Origin of the sequence: Streptomyces sp. NPDC079167 (assembly GCF_040686735.1) — a bacterium.
Lineage (GTDB): Bacteria > Actinomycetota > Actinomycetes > Streptomycetales > Streptomycetaceae > Streptomyces.
Genome location: NZ_JBFBLO010000002.1, coordinates 683,658 through 698,786, shown reverse-complemented (window position 1 = coordinate 698,786; position 15,129 = coordinate 683,658). Strand labels below are relative to the sequence as shown.

15 protein-coding genes and 1 pseudogene are annotated in these 15,129 nt (G+C 72.4%); 10 read left to right on the top strand and 6 right to left on the bottom strand.

Features of this window, described 5'->3' with window-relative positions; translation table 11 throughout:
* The first annotated feature begins 2 nt into the window (after window positions 1–2).
* Genes tdh through AB0P41_RS07380 form a run of 3 tightly spaced genes read left to right on the top strand, consistent with a single transcriptional unit; the run spans window position 3 to window position 3,200 of the window.
* A complete protein-coding gene (tdh, locus tag AB0P41_RS07390) occupies window positions 3–1,028 on the top strand; it encodes an L-threonine 3-dehydrogenase (RefSeq protein WP_356713998.1) in 1,026 nt (341 codons plus the stop codon).
* Window positions 1,029–1,070: 42 nt separating this feature from the next.
* The gene (locus AB0P41_RS07385) at window positions 1,071–2,264 is read left to right on the top strand and encodes a glycine C-acetyltransferase (protein ID WP_365930669.1); all 1,194 of its coding nucleotides are present in this window, start codon (window positions 1,071–1,073) and stop codon (window positions 2,262–2,264) included.
* A gap of 30 nt (window positions 2,265–2,294) precedes the next feature.
* The gene (locus AB0P41_RS07380) at window positions 2,295–3,200 is read left to right on the top strand and encodes a LysR family transcriptional regulator (RefSeq protein WP_356713996.1); all 906 of its coding nucleotides are present in this window, start codon (window positions 2,295–2,297) and stop codon (window positions 3,198–3,200) included.
* A 16-nt stretch (window positions 3,201–3,216) separates the two neighbouring features.
* Here AB0P41_RS07380 and AB0P41_RS07375 read toward each other — a convergent pair whose 3' ends face one another.
* On the bottom strand, window positions 3,217–3,603 hold the full coding sequence (locus tag AB0P41_RS07375) for a VOC family protein (RefSeq protein WP_356713995.1): 387 nt from the start codon (window positions 3,601–3,603) through the stop codon (window positions 3,217–3,219).
* Between the two features lie 87 nt (window positions 3,604–3,690).
* Between AB0P41_RS07375 and AB0P41_RS07370 the strand changes: the two genes are divergently transcribed.
* Window positions 3,691–4,317, top strand: a complete 627-nt coding sequence (locus tag AB0P41_RS07370; protein WP_365930667.1) for a nucleoside/nucleotide kinase family protein — start codon at window positions 3,691–3,693, stop codon at window positions 4,315–4,317.
* A gap of 46 nt (window positions 4,318–4,363) precedes the next feature.
* Here AB0P41_RS07370 and AB0P41_RS07365 read toward each other — a convergent pair whose 3' ends face one another.
* The gene (locus tag AB0P41_RS07365) at window positions 4,364–5,152 is read right to left on the bottom strand and encodes an SDR family NAD(P)-dependent oxidoreductase (RefSeq protein WP_365930665.1); all 789 of its coding nucleotides are present in this window, start codon (window positions 5,150–5,152) and stop codon (window positions 4,364–4,366) included.
* A gap of 63 nt (window positions 5,153–5,215) precedes the next feature.
* Here AB0P41_RS07365 and AB0P41_RS07360 point away from each other — a divergent pair, with 63 nt between their 5' ends.
* Window positions 5,216–5,668, top strand: coding sequence for a MerR family transcriptional regulator (locus AB0P41_RS07360; protein WP_365930663.1), 453 nt, complete (start codon window positions 5,216–5,218; stop codon window positions 5,666–5,668).
* 20 nt (window positions 5,669–5,688) lie between these two features.
* Here the strand turns inward: AB0P41_RS07360 and AB0P41_RS07355 are convergent.
* Window positions 5,689–6,039: pseudogene (locus AB0P41_RS07355) on the bottom strand (helix-turn-helix domain-containing protein); the annotation flags it as partial.
* Window positions 6,040–6,132: 93 nt separating this feature from the next.
* Here AB0P41_RS07355 and AB0P41_RS07350 point away from each other — a divergent pair.
* Window positions 6,133–6,972 (top strand): NAD(P)H-binding protein, encoded by an 840-nt coding sequence (locus AB0P41_RS07350; protein WP_356713990.1) that lies wholly within the window; start codon window positions 6,133–6,135, stop codon window positions 6,970–6,972.
* 152 nt (window positions 6,973–7,124) lie between these two features.
* Entirely contained in the window at window positions 7,125–8,255 is a 1,131-nt protein-coding gene (locus AB0P41_RS07345; protein ID WP_365930661.1) for an aminopeptidase P family protein, read from the top strand.
* An 82-nt stretch (window positions 8,256–8,337) separates the two neighbouring features.
* Here the strand turns inward: AB0P41_RS07345 and AB0P41_RS07340 are convergent, their stop codons facing one another.
* The gene (locus tag AB0P41_RS07340; RefSeq protein ID WP_365930660.1) at window positions 8,338–8,925 is read right to left on the bottom strand and encodes a helix-turn-helix domain-containing protein; all 588 of its coding nucleotides are present in this window, start codon (window positions 8,923–8,925) and stop codon (window positions 8,338–8,340) included.
* A gap of 70 nt (window positions 8,926–8,995) precedes the next feature.
* Here AB0P41_RS07340 and AB0P41_RS07335 point away from each other — a divergent pair, with 70 nt between their 5' ends.
* A complete protein-coding gene (locus AB0P41_RS07335; RefSeq protein WP_365930658.1) occupies window positions 8,996–9,889 on the top strand; it encodes an NADP-dependent oxidoreductase in 894 nt (297 codons plus the stop codon).
* A 182-nt stretch (window positions 9,890–10,071) separates the two neighbouring features.
* Window positions 10,072–10,692, top strand: coding sequence for a hypothetical protein (locus AB0P41_RS07330; protein WP_365930657.1), 621 nt, complete (start codon window positions 10,072–10,074; stop codon window positions 10,690–10,692).
* Between the two features lie 24 nt (window positions 10,693–10,716).
* Here AB0P41_RS07330 and treZ read toward each other — a convergent pair whose 3' ends face one another.
* Window positions 10,717–12,477, bottom strand: a complete 1,761-nt coding sequence (gene treZ, locus AB0P41_RS07325) for a malto-oligosyltrehalose trehalohydrolase (protein WP_365930656.1) — start codon at window positions 12,475–12,477, stop codon at window positions 10,717–10,719.
* Window positions 12,478–12,680: 203 nt separating this feature from the next.
* Between treZ and AB0P41_RS07320 the strand changes: the two genes are divergently transcribed.
* Window positions 12,681–14,075 carry a GH1 family beta-glucosidase gene (locus AB0P41_RS07320; protein ID WP_365930655.1) on the top strand — a complete coding sequence of 465 codons (1,395 nt, stop codon included), beginning with the start codon at window positions 12,681–12,683 and terminating at the stop codon, window positions 14,073–14,075.
* Here the strand turns inward: AB0P41_RS07320 and AB0P41_RS07315 are convergent.
* A complete protein-coding gene (locus AB0P41_RS07315; protein ID WP_365930653.1) occupies window positions 14,047–14,958 on the bottom strand; it encodes a GNAT family N-acetyltransferase in 912 nt (303 codons plus the stop codon). The genes AB0P41_RS07320 and AB0P41_RS07315 overlap by 29 nt on opposite strands.
* Window positions 14,959–15,129 lie beyond the last annotated feature (171 nt).

Genomic DNA, 15,129 nt, shown 5'->3' with positions numbered 1-15,129 from the left:
CCGTGAAGGCACTCGTGAAGCACAAGGCCGAGCCCGGACTGTGGCTGATGGACGTGCCGGAGCCGGAGACCGGCCCCGGGGACGTGCTGATCAAGGTGCTGCGCACCGGGATCTGCGGCACCGACCTGCACATCCGCGACTACGACGGCTGGGCGCAGCAGGCCGTGCGCACCCCGCTCGTCCTGGGCCACGAGTTCGTCGGCGAGGTCGCCGGGATCGGCGCGGACGTCGTCGACATCAAGGTCGGCGACCTGGTCAGCGGAGAGGGCCACCTGGTCTGCGGGAAGTGCCGCAACTGCCTCGCCGGGCGCCGGCACCTGTGCCGCTCCACCCTCGGGCTCGGGGTCGGGCGCGACGGGGCGTTCGCCGAATACCTGGCGCTGCCCGCGTCCAACGTCTGGGTGCACCGGGACAAGGTCGACCTCGACGTCGCCGCGATCTTCGACCCGTTCGGCAACGCGGTGCACACGGCCCTCTCCTTCCCCCTGGTCGGCGAGGACGTGCTCATCACCGGCGCCGGCCCGATCGGCATCATGGCCGCCGCCGTCGCCCGCCACGCGGGCGCCCGCAACGTCGTCATCACCGACGTCAGCGAGGCGCGGCTCGACCTCGCCAGGAAGGTCGGGGTGGACCTCGCCCTGAACGTCGGCGGCGCGACCGTCGCCGACGGCCAGCGCGCCCTCGGACTGCGTGAGGGCTTCGACATCGGCCTGGAGATGTCCGGACGCCCGGAGGCCATGCGGGACATGATCGCGAACATGACGCACGGCGGCCGGATCGCGATGCTCGGCCTGCCGTCCGCCGAGTTCCCCGTCGACTGGTCCCGCGTCGTCACCTCGATGCTCACCATCAAGGGCATCTACGGCCGCGAGATGTACGAGACCTGGTACGCCATGTCCGTACTCCTGGAGGGCGGGCTCGACCTCACCCCCGTCATCACCGGCCGGTACGGCTACCGCGACTTCGAAGCCGCCTTCGACGACGCCGCGAGCGGTCTCGGCGGCAAGGTCCTGCTCGACTGGGCCTGACGCTCCTCGTACGCACCCGTATCCACCTGGGAGACACCTCTGATGTTCGATTCCGTACGCGATGACCTGCGCACCACGCTCGACGAGATCCGCGACGCCGGACTCCAGAAGCCCGAGCGCGTCATCGGCACCCCGCAGTCCGCGACCGTCGCCGTGACCTCCGGAGGCCGCGCCGGCGAGGTCCTCAACTTCTGCGCCAACAACTACCTGGGCCTCGCCGACCACCCCGAGGTCGTCGCCGCCGCCCACGAGGCGCTGGACCGCTGGGGCTACGGGCTCGCGTCCGTCCGCTTCATCTGCGGCACCCAGGAGGTGCACAAGGAGCTGGAACAGCGGCTCTCGGCCTTCCTCGGCCAGGAGGACACGATCCTCTACTCCTCCTGCTTCGACGCCAACGGCGGCGTCTTCGAGACCCTCCTCGGCCCCGAGGACGCGGTGATCTCCGACGCCCTCAACCACGCCTCGATCATCGACGGCATCCGCCTCTCCAAGGCGAAGCGGTACCGCTACGCCAACCGCGACATGGCCGACCTGGAGCAGCAGCTCAAGGAGGCGTCCGGGGCACGCCGCCGGCTCGTCGTCACCGACGGCGTCTTCTCCATGGACGGTTACGTCGCCCCGCTGGCCGAGATCTGCGACCTGGCCGACCGCTACGGCGCCATGGTCATGGTCGACGACTCGCACGCCGTCGGCTTCGTCGGCCCCGGCGGCCGGGGCACCCCCGAACTGCACGGTGTCATGGACCGCGTCGACATCATCACCGGCACCCTCGGCAAGGCGCTCGGCGGCGCGTCCGGCGGTTACGTCGCCGCGCGCGCCGAGATCGTCGCGCTGCTGCGCCAGCGTTCGCGCCCGTACCTCTTCTCCAACTCGCTCGCCCCCGTCATCGCCGCCGCCTCCCTCAAGGTCATCGACCTGCTGGAGTCCGCGGGCGACCTGCGCGAGCGGCTGAACGCCAACACCGCGCTCTTCCGCTCCCGTATGACCGAGGAGGGCTTCGACATCCTGCCCGGCGACCACGCCATCGCCCCCGTCATGATCGGGGACGCGGCGAAGGCAGGCCGGATGGCGGAGCTCCTCCTCGAACGCGGTGTGTACGTCATCGGGTTCTCGTACCCGGTCGTCCCGCAGGGAGCCGCGCGCATCCGCGTGCAGCTCTCCGCCGCCCACTCCACCGACGACGTCAACCGCGCCGTGGACGCGTTCGTCGGCGCCCGGGCTGCCCTGGACGCGTAGAACCGTCTCACGATCTGGGATCATGGGTGCATGATCGATGCACGGCGGCTGCGCATCCTCCGCGCGGTGGCGGACCACCGCACGGTGACGGCCGCGGCCGCCGCGCTGTATCTGACCCCCTCCGCGGTCTCCCAGCAGCTCGCCGCCCTGGAGCAGGAGACCGGCCACCGGCTGGTCGAGCGCGGGGCCCGGGGGGCCCGGCTGACCGTGGCGGGGGAGATCCTGCTGACCCACGCCAACGCCGTGCTCGCCCAGCTGGAGCGGGCGGAGGCGGAGCTCGCCGACTACAGCGCGGGCGTCGCGGGGACGGTCACGGTCGCCGCGTTCGCCACGGGGATCGGGCTCGTCCTCGCCCCCGCGATCGCCGAACTCACCCGCACCGCGCCGGGCATCCGGGTCCGGGTGCAGGACGCCGAGGGCGACGCCAGCGTGCCGATGGTGCTGGACCGTCAGGTCGATGTGGCGGTCGCCGTCGAATACCGGGGAGCACCCGGCGACGACGACCGGCGGCTGACCCGGGTGCCGCTGTACTCCGAGCCCTTCGACGCGGTGCTGCCGGTCGGCCACCGCCTCGTGGGCCAGGAGCACGTGGCCGTCGCCGACCTCGCCAAGGACGCGTGGATCGGCCCGTACCCCGGCAACCCCTGTCACGACGTGGTGGTCCTGGCCTGCGAGTACGCCGGCTTCGAGCCGTTGCTGGAGCACTCGTCGGACGACTTCCACGCCGTGGTCGCCCTGGCCGGCGCGGGCGCCGGGGTGGCGCTCGTGCCCCGCTCGGCGCTGCGCGGCACCGACCTCGGCCGGGTGGTCGTACGGCCCGTGGAGGGTGTCGCCCCGACCCGGCGGGTCTTCGCCGCCGTACGGCAGGGGGCCGAGGGGCACCCCCTGATCAGGCCGGTCCTGGAAGCTCTGCGCACGGCGGCCGGCCCGGTGTGACGTCCCCGGCAGGCGGTCACGCGGGCTGAAGCAGGTCCCACCGGTTGCCGTAGAGGTCCTCGAAGACCGCGACCGAACCGTACGTCTCGTGCCGCGGCTCCTCCAGGAAGCGGACCCCGGCCGCCCGCATCCGCTCGTGATCACGCGCGAAGTCCTCCGTGTGCAGGAAGAACCCGACCCGGCCGCCCGTCTGCGCCCCGACGCTCGCGAGCTGGGACTCGTCCTTGGCGCGCGCGAGCAGCAGCCCTGTGCCCGCGGTGCCTCGTGGCCGCACGACGACCCAGCGGGAGCCGTCGCCCCGGTCCGTGTCCTCCACCAGCTCGAACCCGAGGGCGCCGGTGTAGAAGGCGAGGGCCTCGTCGTAGTCGCGGACGACCAGCGTGACCAGGGCGATGTGAGACATGGGGGACCTCGTCCTCGACGTACGGACACTGCGTGAGTTATACGTAACACTAACGCGCTTCGGACCCGTGCCGGGACAATGTCCGCCATGGAGACGATCGACCTCGCCGCGCTGGCGGACCGTGCCCGGGGCCTCGCCGCCGGGAGCGGACGCCGCATCCTCGGCATCGCGGGTCCGCCCGGAGCGGGCAAGTCCACGCTGGCAGCCCGGATCGTCGAACGGCTGGACGGCCGTGCGGTCCTCGTCCCGATGGACGGCTTCCATCTGGCGGGCGCGGAGCTGGAACGCCTCGGCCGGGCCGGCCGCAAGGGCGCCCCCGACACCCTCGACGCCGCCGGATACGCGGCCCTGCTCCGGCGGCTGCGCGATCCCGGTGGTCAGGACGCGGTGTACGCGCCCGCCTTCGACCGGGCGCTGGAGGAGCCGGTCGCCGGGTCCGTACGCGTCCCGGCGGACATCCCGCTCGTGGTGACCGAGGGCAACTACCTGCTGCTGGACGAGGGGCCCTGGGCGCCGGTGCGGGGACTGCTGGACGAGGTGTGGTTCCTGGACGCAGACCCGGGACTGCGGGTGCGCAGGCTCGTGGACCGGCACGTGCGCTTCGGGAAACCGCGTCCCCATGCCGAGCGCTGGGTCACCGGCTCCGACGAGCGCAACGCCCGGCTGGTCGAACAGCACCGCGACCGGGCCGACCTCGTCGTGCGGCTTCGCTGAGCGGGGAGCGGCGGGGAGCGGCGCGGGCGGCCGGCTCCCACTGGTCTCAGTGGCTGACGGCCGCCTTCCGCATGAACCGCTCCGAGATCCGGACAGCCGTCCGGGAGGACAGCAGGCGGCCGAGGACAAAGGTCTGGACGGCGTTTCCCCGGCCGTCGACGAACGAGGGGGCGTTGCCGCGCAAGGCGGCCATCACGGTGTCGGCGACATCGCCGGGCCGGCGCTTGCCCGGCACCGGCCGCGTGTTCATCGGGGTGTCGGTCGGGCCGGGGCTGACCGCTACCACCCGCACCCCCGTGCCTCTGGTCTCCGCCCACACGGCCTGCGTGAAAGCCAGTACGAACGCTTTCGATGCCGCGTACGCGGCCAGGTAGGCGGCGGGGGCGTACGCACCGGTGCTCGCGATGTTGACGATGGAGCCCCTGCCCCGCGCGACCATGGCGGGCAGCATCAGCGTGGTCAGCTCGGCCACCGCGCCGGCGTTGAGATCGACCAGTGCCCGAACCCGGGCGGGATCGCTTGCGGCGACGGGCCCCACCAGGCTCGCGCCGGCATTGTTGACCAGTACGTCGACCTCGATCCCGTCGCCGGCCAGCCGCTCGGCCAGCCGCCCGGGGGCGCCCTCCTGCGACAGATCCATCGGCACCGTCAGTACGGCGGTCGAGTAGTCGGTGTGCAGCCGCTTCGCGACTGACTCCAGCCGTGCCGCGTCCCGGGCCACGAGGACGAGGTCCATGCCCTGCAGGGCCAGCCTCTCGGTGATCGCGGCTCCGATGCCGGTAGCGGCCCCGGTCACCAGCGCGATACGGCCTCTTGTCTGTTCCGTCGGCTTCATGACCGCAGGCTAAACTTTCACATTGACGTCAATGTCAAGCCGTACAGGACGGAAGAGGGCAGCATGCGCATCGGGGAACTCAGCAAGGCCACCGGTGTCAGCAGCCGCTCGCTGCGCTACTACGAGGAACAGGGACTCCTCTCCGGCCACCGGCTGCCCAACGGGTACCGCGACTATGCCGAGGAGGCCGTCCAGCAGGTCGCCTTCATCCAGGACCTCTACCGCGCCGGACTCTCCTCCGGGATCATCCGGGAGATCCTGCCCTGTGCCGGAGCGCAAACCCTTGAGGGGGACTGCGGTGAGCTCCTGGCCCGTGTCCGGCAGGTCCGCGACGAGCTGGTCCGCCAGGAACGGCAGCTGGCCCAGCGGCGCGAGATGCTGGAGGGCTATCTCTCCGGAGCCCGGACGCCCACAGGCTTCGAGCCCCAGGCGCCGGGGGACCGGCCCCGGTGCGCGGCTTCGCCCTCCTGGCCGAACCGGCCGGCGGACGGCCCTTCCAGGGGTGCTGAGGTGTGATCGTCCGCGCCGGGCGGTGCCAGCCGACGGGTGATCCGGTCGAACAGCTCGGTCAGCGGCTCGCCGACATCCCGGCCGAACTCGGTCAGCCCGTAGGTGACCTGGGGCGGCGTCGTCGGCTCGACCTCCCGCCAGACCAGACCGTCCTGGACCAGTCCGCGCAGGGTCTGGGCGAGCATCTTCTCGCTGATGCCCTGGATGCTCTCGCGCAGCTCGTAGAACCGGAGGCTGTTGTCTCGCAAGGAGATCAGCACCCAGACGCCCCATCTGCTGGTCACATGGTCGACCACGTCGCGGGCGGGGCAGCCGGTGTGAAACACGTCATACCGCCGGTCGGCCTCGGCCTGTCTGTCCTGGACACCTTCCACCATGTCATGAGCTTACCCCGAGGTATGTCCTTACCAAAAGTTAGCTCGCGCCCCTAGCGTCAGGCCCACACAGAGGGAACCTGACAAGGAGCTGAAATGATCGTAGTGACCGGGGCCACCGGAAACATCGGCCGGCCGTTGACGCAGGCACTGGCCGAGGCGGGCGAGCAGGTGACGGCGGTGTCACGGCACGCGGCGGCGGTGCCGAACGGTGTCCGCCACGTGGTGGCCGACCTGGGCGAGCCGGCCGGCCTCAAGCCGGCGCTCTCCGGGGCGCGGGGGCTGTTCCTCCTGCTCTCCGGTGACCTGCACGCCACCGGAGCCAGCCCTGCCGACATCATCACCGAAGCCGCGTCCGCCGGTGTCCGCCGGGTCGTCCTGCTCTCCACGCTGGGTGTGGTGACCAGGCCCACGGGCCGGACGCGGATCGCGATGCGCGGACTTGAGGACATGTTGCGGGAGTCCGGCCTGGAGTGGGTCATCCTGCGGCCGGGCGGCTTCGCGTCCAACGCGCTGTGGTGGGCCGAGTCCGTCCGCACGCAACAGACCGTCGCCGCGCCGTTCGGCGACATCGGGGTGCCGATCATCGACCCGGCGGACATCGCCGAGGTCGCGGCGGCCTCCCTGCTGGACGACCGGCACACCGGCGGTGTGTACGAACTGACCGGCCCGGAGGTCATCACTCCGCGCCTGCAGACGGAGGCGATCGCCACCGCGCTGGGCTCACCCGTGCGGTTCCACGAACTCACCCGCGACGAGGCCTGGACCGGCATGAGCCGGAGCATGCCGGCGGAGCTCGCCAACGACACCCTGGACATCCTCGGTTCTCCGAACCCGGCCGAGCTGCGCGTCAGCCCGGACGTCCAGCGGGTCCTCGGCCGCCCTCCGCGTCCCTTCGCCGACTGGGCCGCCCGGAACGTCGCCGCGTTCCGCTGAGGCAGGTGGCCGGCGCGGCCGGTTCGCGGCGGACGTGAGCAGCGGCGTACGGCTTCGCCGATCCCGCTGGGGCGCACCCGGCATCCTGCTCGCGTCCGCCCCGGCGGCCGGGCAGGATGCTGAGTGCCGTGTCGTCCCGCCAGGAGGTCCTCATGTCCAGCACCGACCAGCCCGCGCCCTTCACCGCGGACGACTACCGGGCCAGGATGACCCGCGCCGCCGAGACGGCCGACGCGGCCGGTCTGGCCGGCGTGCTGGTCGCGCCCGGCCCCGACATGGTCCACCTCACCGGCTACCGGCCGACCGCGGACACCGAGCGCCTCACCCTGCTCGTCCTGCGGGCGGGCCACGAACCCGTCCTCGTCGTACCGGCCCTGGAGGCGGCCGACGCGGAACGCGCGCCGGGTTCCCCGGCCCTCGCCCTGATGGAGTGGACGGACGCGGCGAACCCCTACACCCTGACCGCCGGACTGCTGCACGCCAAGGGCCGGTTCGGGATCAGTGACAACGCCTGGGCGCTGCATCTGCTGGCCCTGCGAGGGCTCCTCCCCGACTCCTCCTACGCCTCGCTGACCGAAGCCCTGCCGATGCTCCGCGCCGTCAAGGACGCGGCCGAGCTGGAACGGCTCGCCGCCGCGGGGGCCGCCGCCGACGCGACGTACGAGGAGATCCTGAAGGTCCGCTTCTCCGGCCGGCGGGAGAGCGACGTGGCCGCCGACCTGGCCGCTCTTCTCGTGGAACACGGGCATTCCCAGGTCGACTTCACCGTGGTCGGCTCCGGTCCGAACGGTGCCAACCCGCACCACGAGGCGGGCGACCGCACCATCGAGGGGGGAGACATGGTCGTCCTGGACTTCGGCGGGCTGATGCACGGCTACGGCTCCGACACCTCCCGCACGGTCCACGTCGGCGAACCCACCGCCGAGGAGCAGCGGGTCCACGACGTCGTACGGGAGGCGCAGGAGGCCGGCTGCCGCGCTGTCCGGCCCGGGGTCGCATGCCAGGAGATCGACCGGGCGGCCCGTGCCGTCATCACGGAGTTCGGCTACGGCGAACGCTTCATCCACCGCACCGGCCACGGCATCGGCGTCACCACCCACGAACCGCCCTACATGATCGAGGGCGAGGAGCAGCCGCTGGTCCCCGGGATGTGCTTCTCCGTGGAGCCGGGCATCTACCTCCCGGGCCGCTTCGGCGTCCGCATCGAGGACATCGTCACGGTCACGGCGAGCGGGGGCCGGCGGCTGAACACCACCGCGCGCGAACTGGCGATCGTCGAGTAGCGGTTCCGGCGGGGCGCCCCCACTCCCGCGCGACGCGGGGCGCCCCTCGCTCACGGCTCACGCGCGGCCGGGGCGCCCTCGCTCACGCGGGCCGGGCGGGGCGCGTGGCCTCCCAGGCCGCCTCGATCATCCGGAAGATCTCGTCCACCGCTCCGTCCGGGTCGGCCGCCTCGCGGGCCAGCGCATGGGCGTCGACCACGAACCGCGCGATCGCCCGGCTCGCCGTCGCGCTCCGCGGCGGCCCGGGATCGGCGGCGATGGCCGTCGCGAGCGTCTCCGCGTGGCGCAGCCTCATCGACTCCTCGTACTTCCGCAGGGCGGGCGACCCGTCGATCATGCGCCAGATCGTCGCGCCGCCGGGCGCCGTGCAGTGCCGCACCATCGCCTGGGTCTCCCGGCGCAGCGCGGGGACGAGCGGCTCGTGCGAGGCCCGGCCGGTGACCGCCCGCGTGAGGCGTTGCTCGAAGTTCTCGTCCTGCTCGAAGACCAGGGCCTCCTTCGACGCGAAGTGGGAGAAGAGCGTGGTCACGGCCACGTCCGCCTCGGCGGCCACCTCGCGGATGCCCACCGCGTCGTAACCGCGTTCCAGGAAGAGCCGCAGGGCTGCGTCGGCGATCTTCTGGCGGGTCGCGGCCTTCTTGCGCTCACGGCGTCCGGGCGGCTCGGTCATACCCGCACGCTATCAGCTAGGAAACGCTAACCGTTCTAAAACACTAACCGTTAGTGTTACGGTCCACCGCATGAAGAAAGTGAGCTTCGCTGAATTCGGCGGTCCGGACGTCCTGCACCTCGTCGACGCCGAGGAGCCCCACGCGGGTCCCGGTCACATACGTATCGCCGTGCGGGCGGCCGGCGTCATCCCCCACGACTGGAGGGTCCGTGAAGGCCAGTTCCAGAAGGTCCGACCGACGGAGTTCCCCTCCGGAATCGGGCTGGACGCCGCCGGGGTGGTGGACGAGGTCGGCGAGGGAGTCGAAGGGGCCGAGGCCGGCGACCAGGTGTTCGGCCGGGGCTCCAGCACCTACGCCGAGTTCGCCGTGCTGTCGGCCTGGACCCGGATGCCCGAGGGGCTGACGTTCGAAGAGGCGGCCGGGTACCCCTCCCCGGTGGAGACCGCCCTGCGCATCATCCGAGAGGTCGGTGTGCGGCCCGGCCAGACGCTGCTGGTCAGTGGGGCGTCCGGGGGAGTCGGCTCGGCGGTGCTGCAGATCGCCCGCGACCGCGGCATCGCGGTGACCGGCACCGCCGGGGCCGCCAACCAGGACTATCTGCGGAGCCTGGGCGCCCGTGCCACGACGTACGGCGACGGCTGGACCGAGCGCGTGCGGCGGCTCGGCCCGGTCGACGCGGCGCTCGATCTGGCCGGTTCGGGCGTGATCCGCGAACTCGTCGGGCTGACCGGGGATCCGCGGAAGGTGATCTCCATCGCCGACCTCGAAGCACCCGCGCTCGGAGTCCGGTTCTCCGGCGTGGCGGGGAGCTTGCCGGACGCGCTCGCCGAGGCTTCCCGCCTCGTCTCGGCGGGGAAGCTCCACATCCCGGTCGAGAAGACCTACCCGCTCGCCGAGGCCGCGGCGGCGCACATCGACAGCCAGGCCGGTCACTCACGCGGCCGCCGGGTCATCGTCGTCTGAGCCGACTCCCGCGCGGTCGCACCGTGCCATGAGGGGCGGTCGCGAGTCCTCCACCTCCGGCGGCCCGATCACCCCTCACGGCCGTAGGATCCGTACGCTCCTCGCACCGGCGGGGACCGTACGAGGGGGAACACCGGATGACCGGCATGCTGACGATGAGTCACCCGAGGCGACAGGAGGGCGTGGCTCCCGAGCCGGTCGCCCGCAGGATCAACCTCTATGCCGAACCAGGGCCGTCCCGGACCGTGGGCCACGTGGAACGGGAGCTGGGGCCGGGCGGCGTGCCCGCCTATCTCGCGGCCCGGGGCAGCGGTGCGCGCTCCTTCGTCGTGTGGGAGGACGAGTACCGCGGGGCACGGGCGGCCACCGTGGTGACCGCCTCCTGCGGGAAGGGCGTCTCGGTCTACCAGGTGCTCGGCGCGCAGGGCGAACTCCTGTGCACGGTCGTACGTGAGAAGGCGTTCAGGAGGGGGCTGCGCGTGCGGTGGACGGTGCGCCGGCCCGGCGCACCCGACGCGGTGGGATACAAGGGCCGGATCTTCTGGTGGTGCGTGTGGTGGCTGTTCTCGCCCCTGCTGCCGTTCCTCTTCGTGGCGGCCGTGCTGGGCGGCGGCGACGTTCCTCGGGGACCGGGCCGCATCATCTGGCGCGAGGGCGGCCGGGTGCCCCTGGAGTTCAAGGCGCACGGAAACCACCTGCACTTCCAGGAGGCGTTCCTGGACCCGCGGCCGGGGGCCGCCGTACTGGCCCTGGTCCGCTCCTTCGACGGCGCTCTGAACTCATGGGACCGGGGCAAGATCTGACGGCCGCCCCCAGGGGGCGCGGTCTCAGTCGTCGGCCAGCACCACGCACGACTCCGGCGGCAGGTGCAGCACCCCGTCGCCGCCCGGGGCCTCGGCCGGCTCCCAGGCGGCCAGCACCCTGCCCCCGGACGCACGGTGGCGGCCGGCCCCCAGCGGGATGGCGGCGGGCTTCCCGGACAGGTTGACCGCGATCCGCAGATCGCCCCGCCGGTAGGCGATCCAGCGGGCCTCCTCGTCGTACGCCGTCCGCACCGACGCCAGGTCCGGATCGGAGAGGTCCGGCAGGGCGTGGCGCAGCGCGATCAGCTCGCGGTACCAGGCGAGCAGCCGGGCGTGGGGCTCGCGCTCCGGTTCGCTCCAGTCGAGGCACGAGCGGGCCCGGGTGTCCGGGTCCTGCGGATCGGGGATGTCCTCCTCGGCCCAGCCGTGTGCCCCGAACTCCCGCCGCCTGCCGTCGCGTACGGCGCGGGCCAGCTCGGGGTCGGTGTGGTCGGTGAAGAACTGCCACGGGGTACGGGCGCCCCACTCCTCACCCATGAAGAGCATCGGGGTGAACGGCCCGGTGAGCACGAGCGCCGCGGCGCACGCCTGGAGGCCGGGGGAGAGCCCGGCGGCGAGCCGGTCACCGAGGGCACGGTTGCCGATCTGGTCATGGGTCTGGGCGTAGCCGACGAAGCGGTGGGCGGGCGCCCGGGTGACGTCGACCGGGCGGCCGTGCGTGCGGCCCCGGAAGCTGGAGTACGTACCGTTGTGGAAGAACGCCCTGGTCACGGTCTTGGCCAGGGCGGCCAGCGGGGCGGCCGCGAAGTCGGCGTAATAGCCCTGGGACTCGCCGGTGAGCGCGGTGTGCAGCGCGTGGTGGAAGTCGTCGTTCCACTGGGCGTGCAGTCCGATGCCGCCTTCCGTGCGCGGAGTGGTCGTCCGCGGGTCGCAGAGATCGGACTCCGCGATCAGTCCCAGCGGTCTGCCGAGCTCCGAGGCGAGGGCGTCGACCGCCGTGGACAGCTCCTCCAGGAAGGTGATCGCCCTCCCGTCGGCCAGCGCGTGGACCGCGTCCAGACGCAGGCCGTCCAGGCGGTAGTCCCGCAGCCATGCCAGCGCACTGCCCAGCAGATAAGCGCGCACCTCGTCCGAGCCGGGGGCGTCGAGATTGACGGCCGAGCCCCACGGGGTGTGGTGCGTGTCCGTGAAGTACGGGCCGAAGGCCGGCAGATAGTTGCCCGAGGGGCCCAGGTGGTTGTGGACCACGTCCAGGACGACCGCGAGGCCCAGCCCGTGCGCCGTGTCGACGAAGCGCTTCAGCCCGGCCGGTCCCCCGTAGGGTTCGTGCACCGCCCAGAGGGACACCCCTTCGTACCCCCAGCCGTGTGTGCCGGGGAACGGACAGACGGGCATCAGCTCCACATGGGTGATGCCGAGGTCCACGAGGCTCCCGAGTCGCTCGGCCGCGGCGTCGAAGGTGCCCGCCTCGGTGAACGTGCCGATGTGCAGTTCGTAGAGGAGAGCGCCCGGCAGCCCTCGCCCGGCCCAGACGGTGCGCCAGGTGTGGGCGCCGTGGTCGACGACCGCGCTCTCGCCGTCGGGCCCGTCCGGCTGGCGGCGGGAGCGCGGATCGGGCAGCACGGGGCCGTCGTCGAGCGAGAACCCGTAACGGTCCCCGTCCGCCGCCTCCGCCTCCGCGGTCCACCAGCCCGCACGCAGCGGATCCCGCTCCATCGGCCGCCGGCCGCCCGCCAGGCACAGCGCGGCAGAACCGGCCTCGGGGGCCCACACCTCGAACTGCATTCAGCACTCCTCGTCCATGAACCTGATGCCTCGCCGGAGGCCCCACGATCGGCGGAATTCGCACGCACGGCCCCAGGGCACTGGAACGAGCCTGCAACTGACGATTAGGGTCTGGTCCTGATCATTGCCCTGCCGGGTTCTGCTCATTCGCGGCGAGCCCGGGCAGTAGTACAAGGTCCCTCCTACGGCTGCTGGAGGCCGAGATGACCGTGCCGACCTTCCCACCCGGCTTCCTCTGGGGCGCCTCCGCCTCCGCCTTCCAGACGGAAGGGGCCTTCGATGCCGACGGCAAGGGGCCCTCCGGCTGGGACGCCTTCGCCGCCCAGCCCGGCCGGATCAAGGACGGCACCGACACCACCCGGGGCACCGGCTTCCACGAGCACTACCGCGAGGACGTCGCCCTGCTCGCCGGACTCGGGGCGGACGCCTTCCGCTTCTCCATCAGCTGGCCCCGGGTCGTTCCCGGCGGCAGCGGCGCGCTCAACCCGGCGGGGCTGGACTTCTACGACCGGCTCGTCGACGAACTCTGTGCCCACGGCATCGCCCCGGCCCCGACCCTCTACCACTGGGACACGCCGCTCCCGCTGGACGAGGCGGGCGGCTGGCTCAACCGGGACACCGCCTACCGCTTCGCCGAGTACGCGGGCATCGTCGCCGAACGCCTCGCCGACCGGGTCCCCATGTGGATCACCATCAACGAACCGGCCGAGGTCACCATGCTCGGCTACGCGCTCGGCGAGCACGCCCCCGGCCGCACGCTCCTCTTCGACGCCCTGCCGGCCGCCCACCACCAGCTCCTCGCACACGGACTGGGCGTACGGGCGCTGCGCGCCGCCGGCGCCGACAACATCGGCATCGCGCTCTCGCACACACCGGTCTGGGCGGCGGGGGAATCCGACGAGGACCGGGCGGGGGCGGAGATCTACGACACCCTGACCAACTGGCTGTTCGCCGACCCGGTCCTCACCGGCCGTTATCCCGACGAGGGCTTCGCCGCCCTGATGCCGGGGCCGGTCGGTGACGACCTCAAGGTCATCTCCACGCCCCTCGACTGGTACGGCGTCAACTACTACAACCCGACGCTCGTCGGCGCCCCGCGCCCCGAAGCGCTCGGCTCGTTCTCCGGCTACACCATGCCCGGGGGACTCCCCTTCGGCATCAGGGAGATCGAGGGTTACGACACCACCGACTTCGGCTGGCCCGTCGTCCCCGAAGGGCTCGCCGAGACGCTCGGTCAGCTGAAGGACCGCTTCGGAGACCGGCTGCCGCCCGTCTACATCACGGAGAACGGCTGCGCCGTCGACGAGCCCGTCGCCGACGGCCGCCGCATCGCCTTCCTGGAAGGTCACCTGGAGGCGCTGCGCACGGCCATCGACGCGGGCGTCGACGTGCGTGGCTACTTCACCTGGTCACTCACCGACAACGTCGAATGGACCGAGGGCGCCAGCAAGCGGTTCGGCCTGGTCCACATCGACTACGAGACGCTGCGCCGCACACCCAAGGAGTCGTACGCCTGGTACCGCGACGTGATCAGCGCGCAGCGCACCGGAGGTTCGCCGGGGACGGCGCTCACACCAGATGGACACGTTCCTGCGTGATGCGGTGACCGGCCCGGGCGAACGCGGCAGCCATCGGCGTGTTGCCCCGGTCCGTCGCCCCCGCGACGGACGTCGCGCCCTCGGCGGCCAGGAAGCGGGTGCACTCGACGAGCAGGTCGTAGCCGTAACCGTGACCGCGCGCCTCCGGAACGACCCCGATGAAGCCGATGCAGGGTCCGCCCGGGTTGCGGGCCGGCACATGGATGCCCGCGAGGCGGCCGTCCGGGGTGTAGGCGAGCTGCCACCAGGAGCGGGGCGAGGGGCACCAGTTGAAGAAGTCCAGTTCCTCCTGGGCGGCCTGCTCCAGACCGCCCGGCCCCGCGACGGTCCGCCGGGCGTGGGCGTCCAGGGTCTCGGAGTGGACCCGGCGCAGGACCTCCAGGACCACCGCGTCGTCGGGCTCCTCGCGGAACTCCAGCCGGCCGGGCCGCTCGGGCAGGCCGTCGGCGGGCGTCCACTCGTAGCGGTACCGCTCGACCAGGATCTTCATGCCGGCCGCCTCCGCGGCCGCGATCCGCGCCGAAGCGGCCGCCCGCACCTCGGGTGCCTCGCGCCAGCCGGGCGGCACGATCAGTTCGTACTCGACGGACCACGGGGCGCGGCGCAGCAGTTCGGCGCCCGTGGCGTCCTCGCCCTCGGCGAAGTCGAAGTAGTTGAGCAACAGGGGCTCGGTGTCCTCGGGCCCGCCCCACCAGGCCGCCCTGGCGACGACGACACCGTCGCGCAGGGCCACCCAGGTCCACTCGGGGCGGTACTCACCGCCCTCGTGCACGGGGGCGTAGCGGTGGCCGAACGCGGCACGGCCGACCAGGGCGGGGCCCTGCAGGGAATGGAAGAGATGGGCGTCGCTCGCGGTGAGCGAGCGGATGACCGGAACGGTCATGGTGATGTCCTCCGGGATGCGGCGCCCCCGGTCAGACCGAGTCCGGCACCGTCCTGAGGACGGGACGGGAGCGCGTGAACGTGGTGGTGCTACGGATGGTGCAGATGTCACGCACGTGTCTCGCCTCCTTCCCTGTCCGGCGGTGTGTCCGCGCGCCGACACTACGGCCCC

Excerpts from the sequence above, each read along its gene's own strand:
- AB0P41_RS07385 (WP_365930669.1), top strand. The coding sequence starts at position 1,071 with ATGTTCGATTCCGTACGCGATGACCTGCGCACCACGCTCGACGAGATC.
- AB0P41_RS07380 (WP_356713996.1), top strand. The coding sequence starts at position 2,295 with ATGATCGATGCACGGCGGCTGCGCATCCTCCGCGCGGTGGCGGACCAC.
- AB0P41_RS07375 (WP_356713995.1), bottom strand. The coding sequence starts at position 3,603 with ATGTCTCACATCGCCCTGGTCACGCTGGTCGTCCGCGACTACGACGAG.
- AB0P41_RS07370 (WP_365930667.1), top strand. The coding sequence starts at position 3,691 with ATGGAGACGATCGACCTCGCCGCGCTGGCGGACCGTGCCCGGGGCCTC.
- AB0P41_RS07365 (WP_365930665.1), bottom strand. The coding sequence starts at position 5,152 with ATGAAGCCGACGGAACAGACAAGAGGCCGTATCGCGCTGGTGACCGGG.
- AB0P41_RS07360 (WP_365930663.1), top strand. The coding sequence starts at position 5,216 with ATGCGCATCGGGGAACTCAGCAAGGCCACCGGTGTCAGCAGCCGCTCG.
- AB0P41_RS07350 (WP_356713990.1), top strand. The coding sequence starts at position 6,133 with ATGATCGTAGTGACCGGGGCCACCGGAAACATCGGCCGGCCGTTGACG.
- AB0P41_RS07345 (WP_365930661.1), top strand. The coding sequence starts at position 7,125 with ATGTCCAGCACCGACCAGCCCGCGCCCTTCACCGCGGACGACTACCGG.
- AB0P41_RS07340 (WP_365930660.1), bottom strand. The coding sequence starts at position 8,925 with ATGACCGAGCCGCCCGGACGCCGTGAGCGCAAGAAGGCCGCGACCCGC.
- AB0P41_RS07335 (WP_365930658.1), top strand. The coding sequence starts at position 8,996 with ATGAAGAAAGTGAGCTTCGCTGAATTCGGCGGTCCGGACGTCCTGCAC.
- treZ (WP_365930656.1), bottom strand. The coding sequence starts at position 12,477 with ATGCAGTTCGAGGTGTGGGCCCCCGAGGCCGGTTCTGCCGCGCTGTGC.
- AB0P41_RS07320 (WP_365930655.1), top strand. The coding sequence starts at position 12,681 with ATGACCGTGCCGACCTTCCCACCCGGCTTCCTCTGGGGCGCCTCCGCC.
- AB0P41_RS07315 (WP_365930653.1), bottom strand. The coding sequence starts at position 14,958 with ATGACCGTTCCGGTCATCCGCTCGCTCACCGCGAGCGACGCCCATCTC.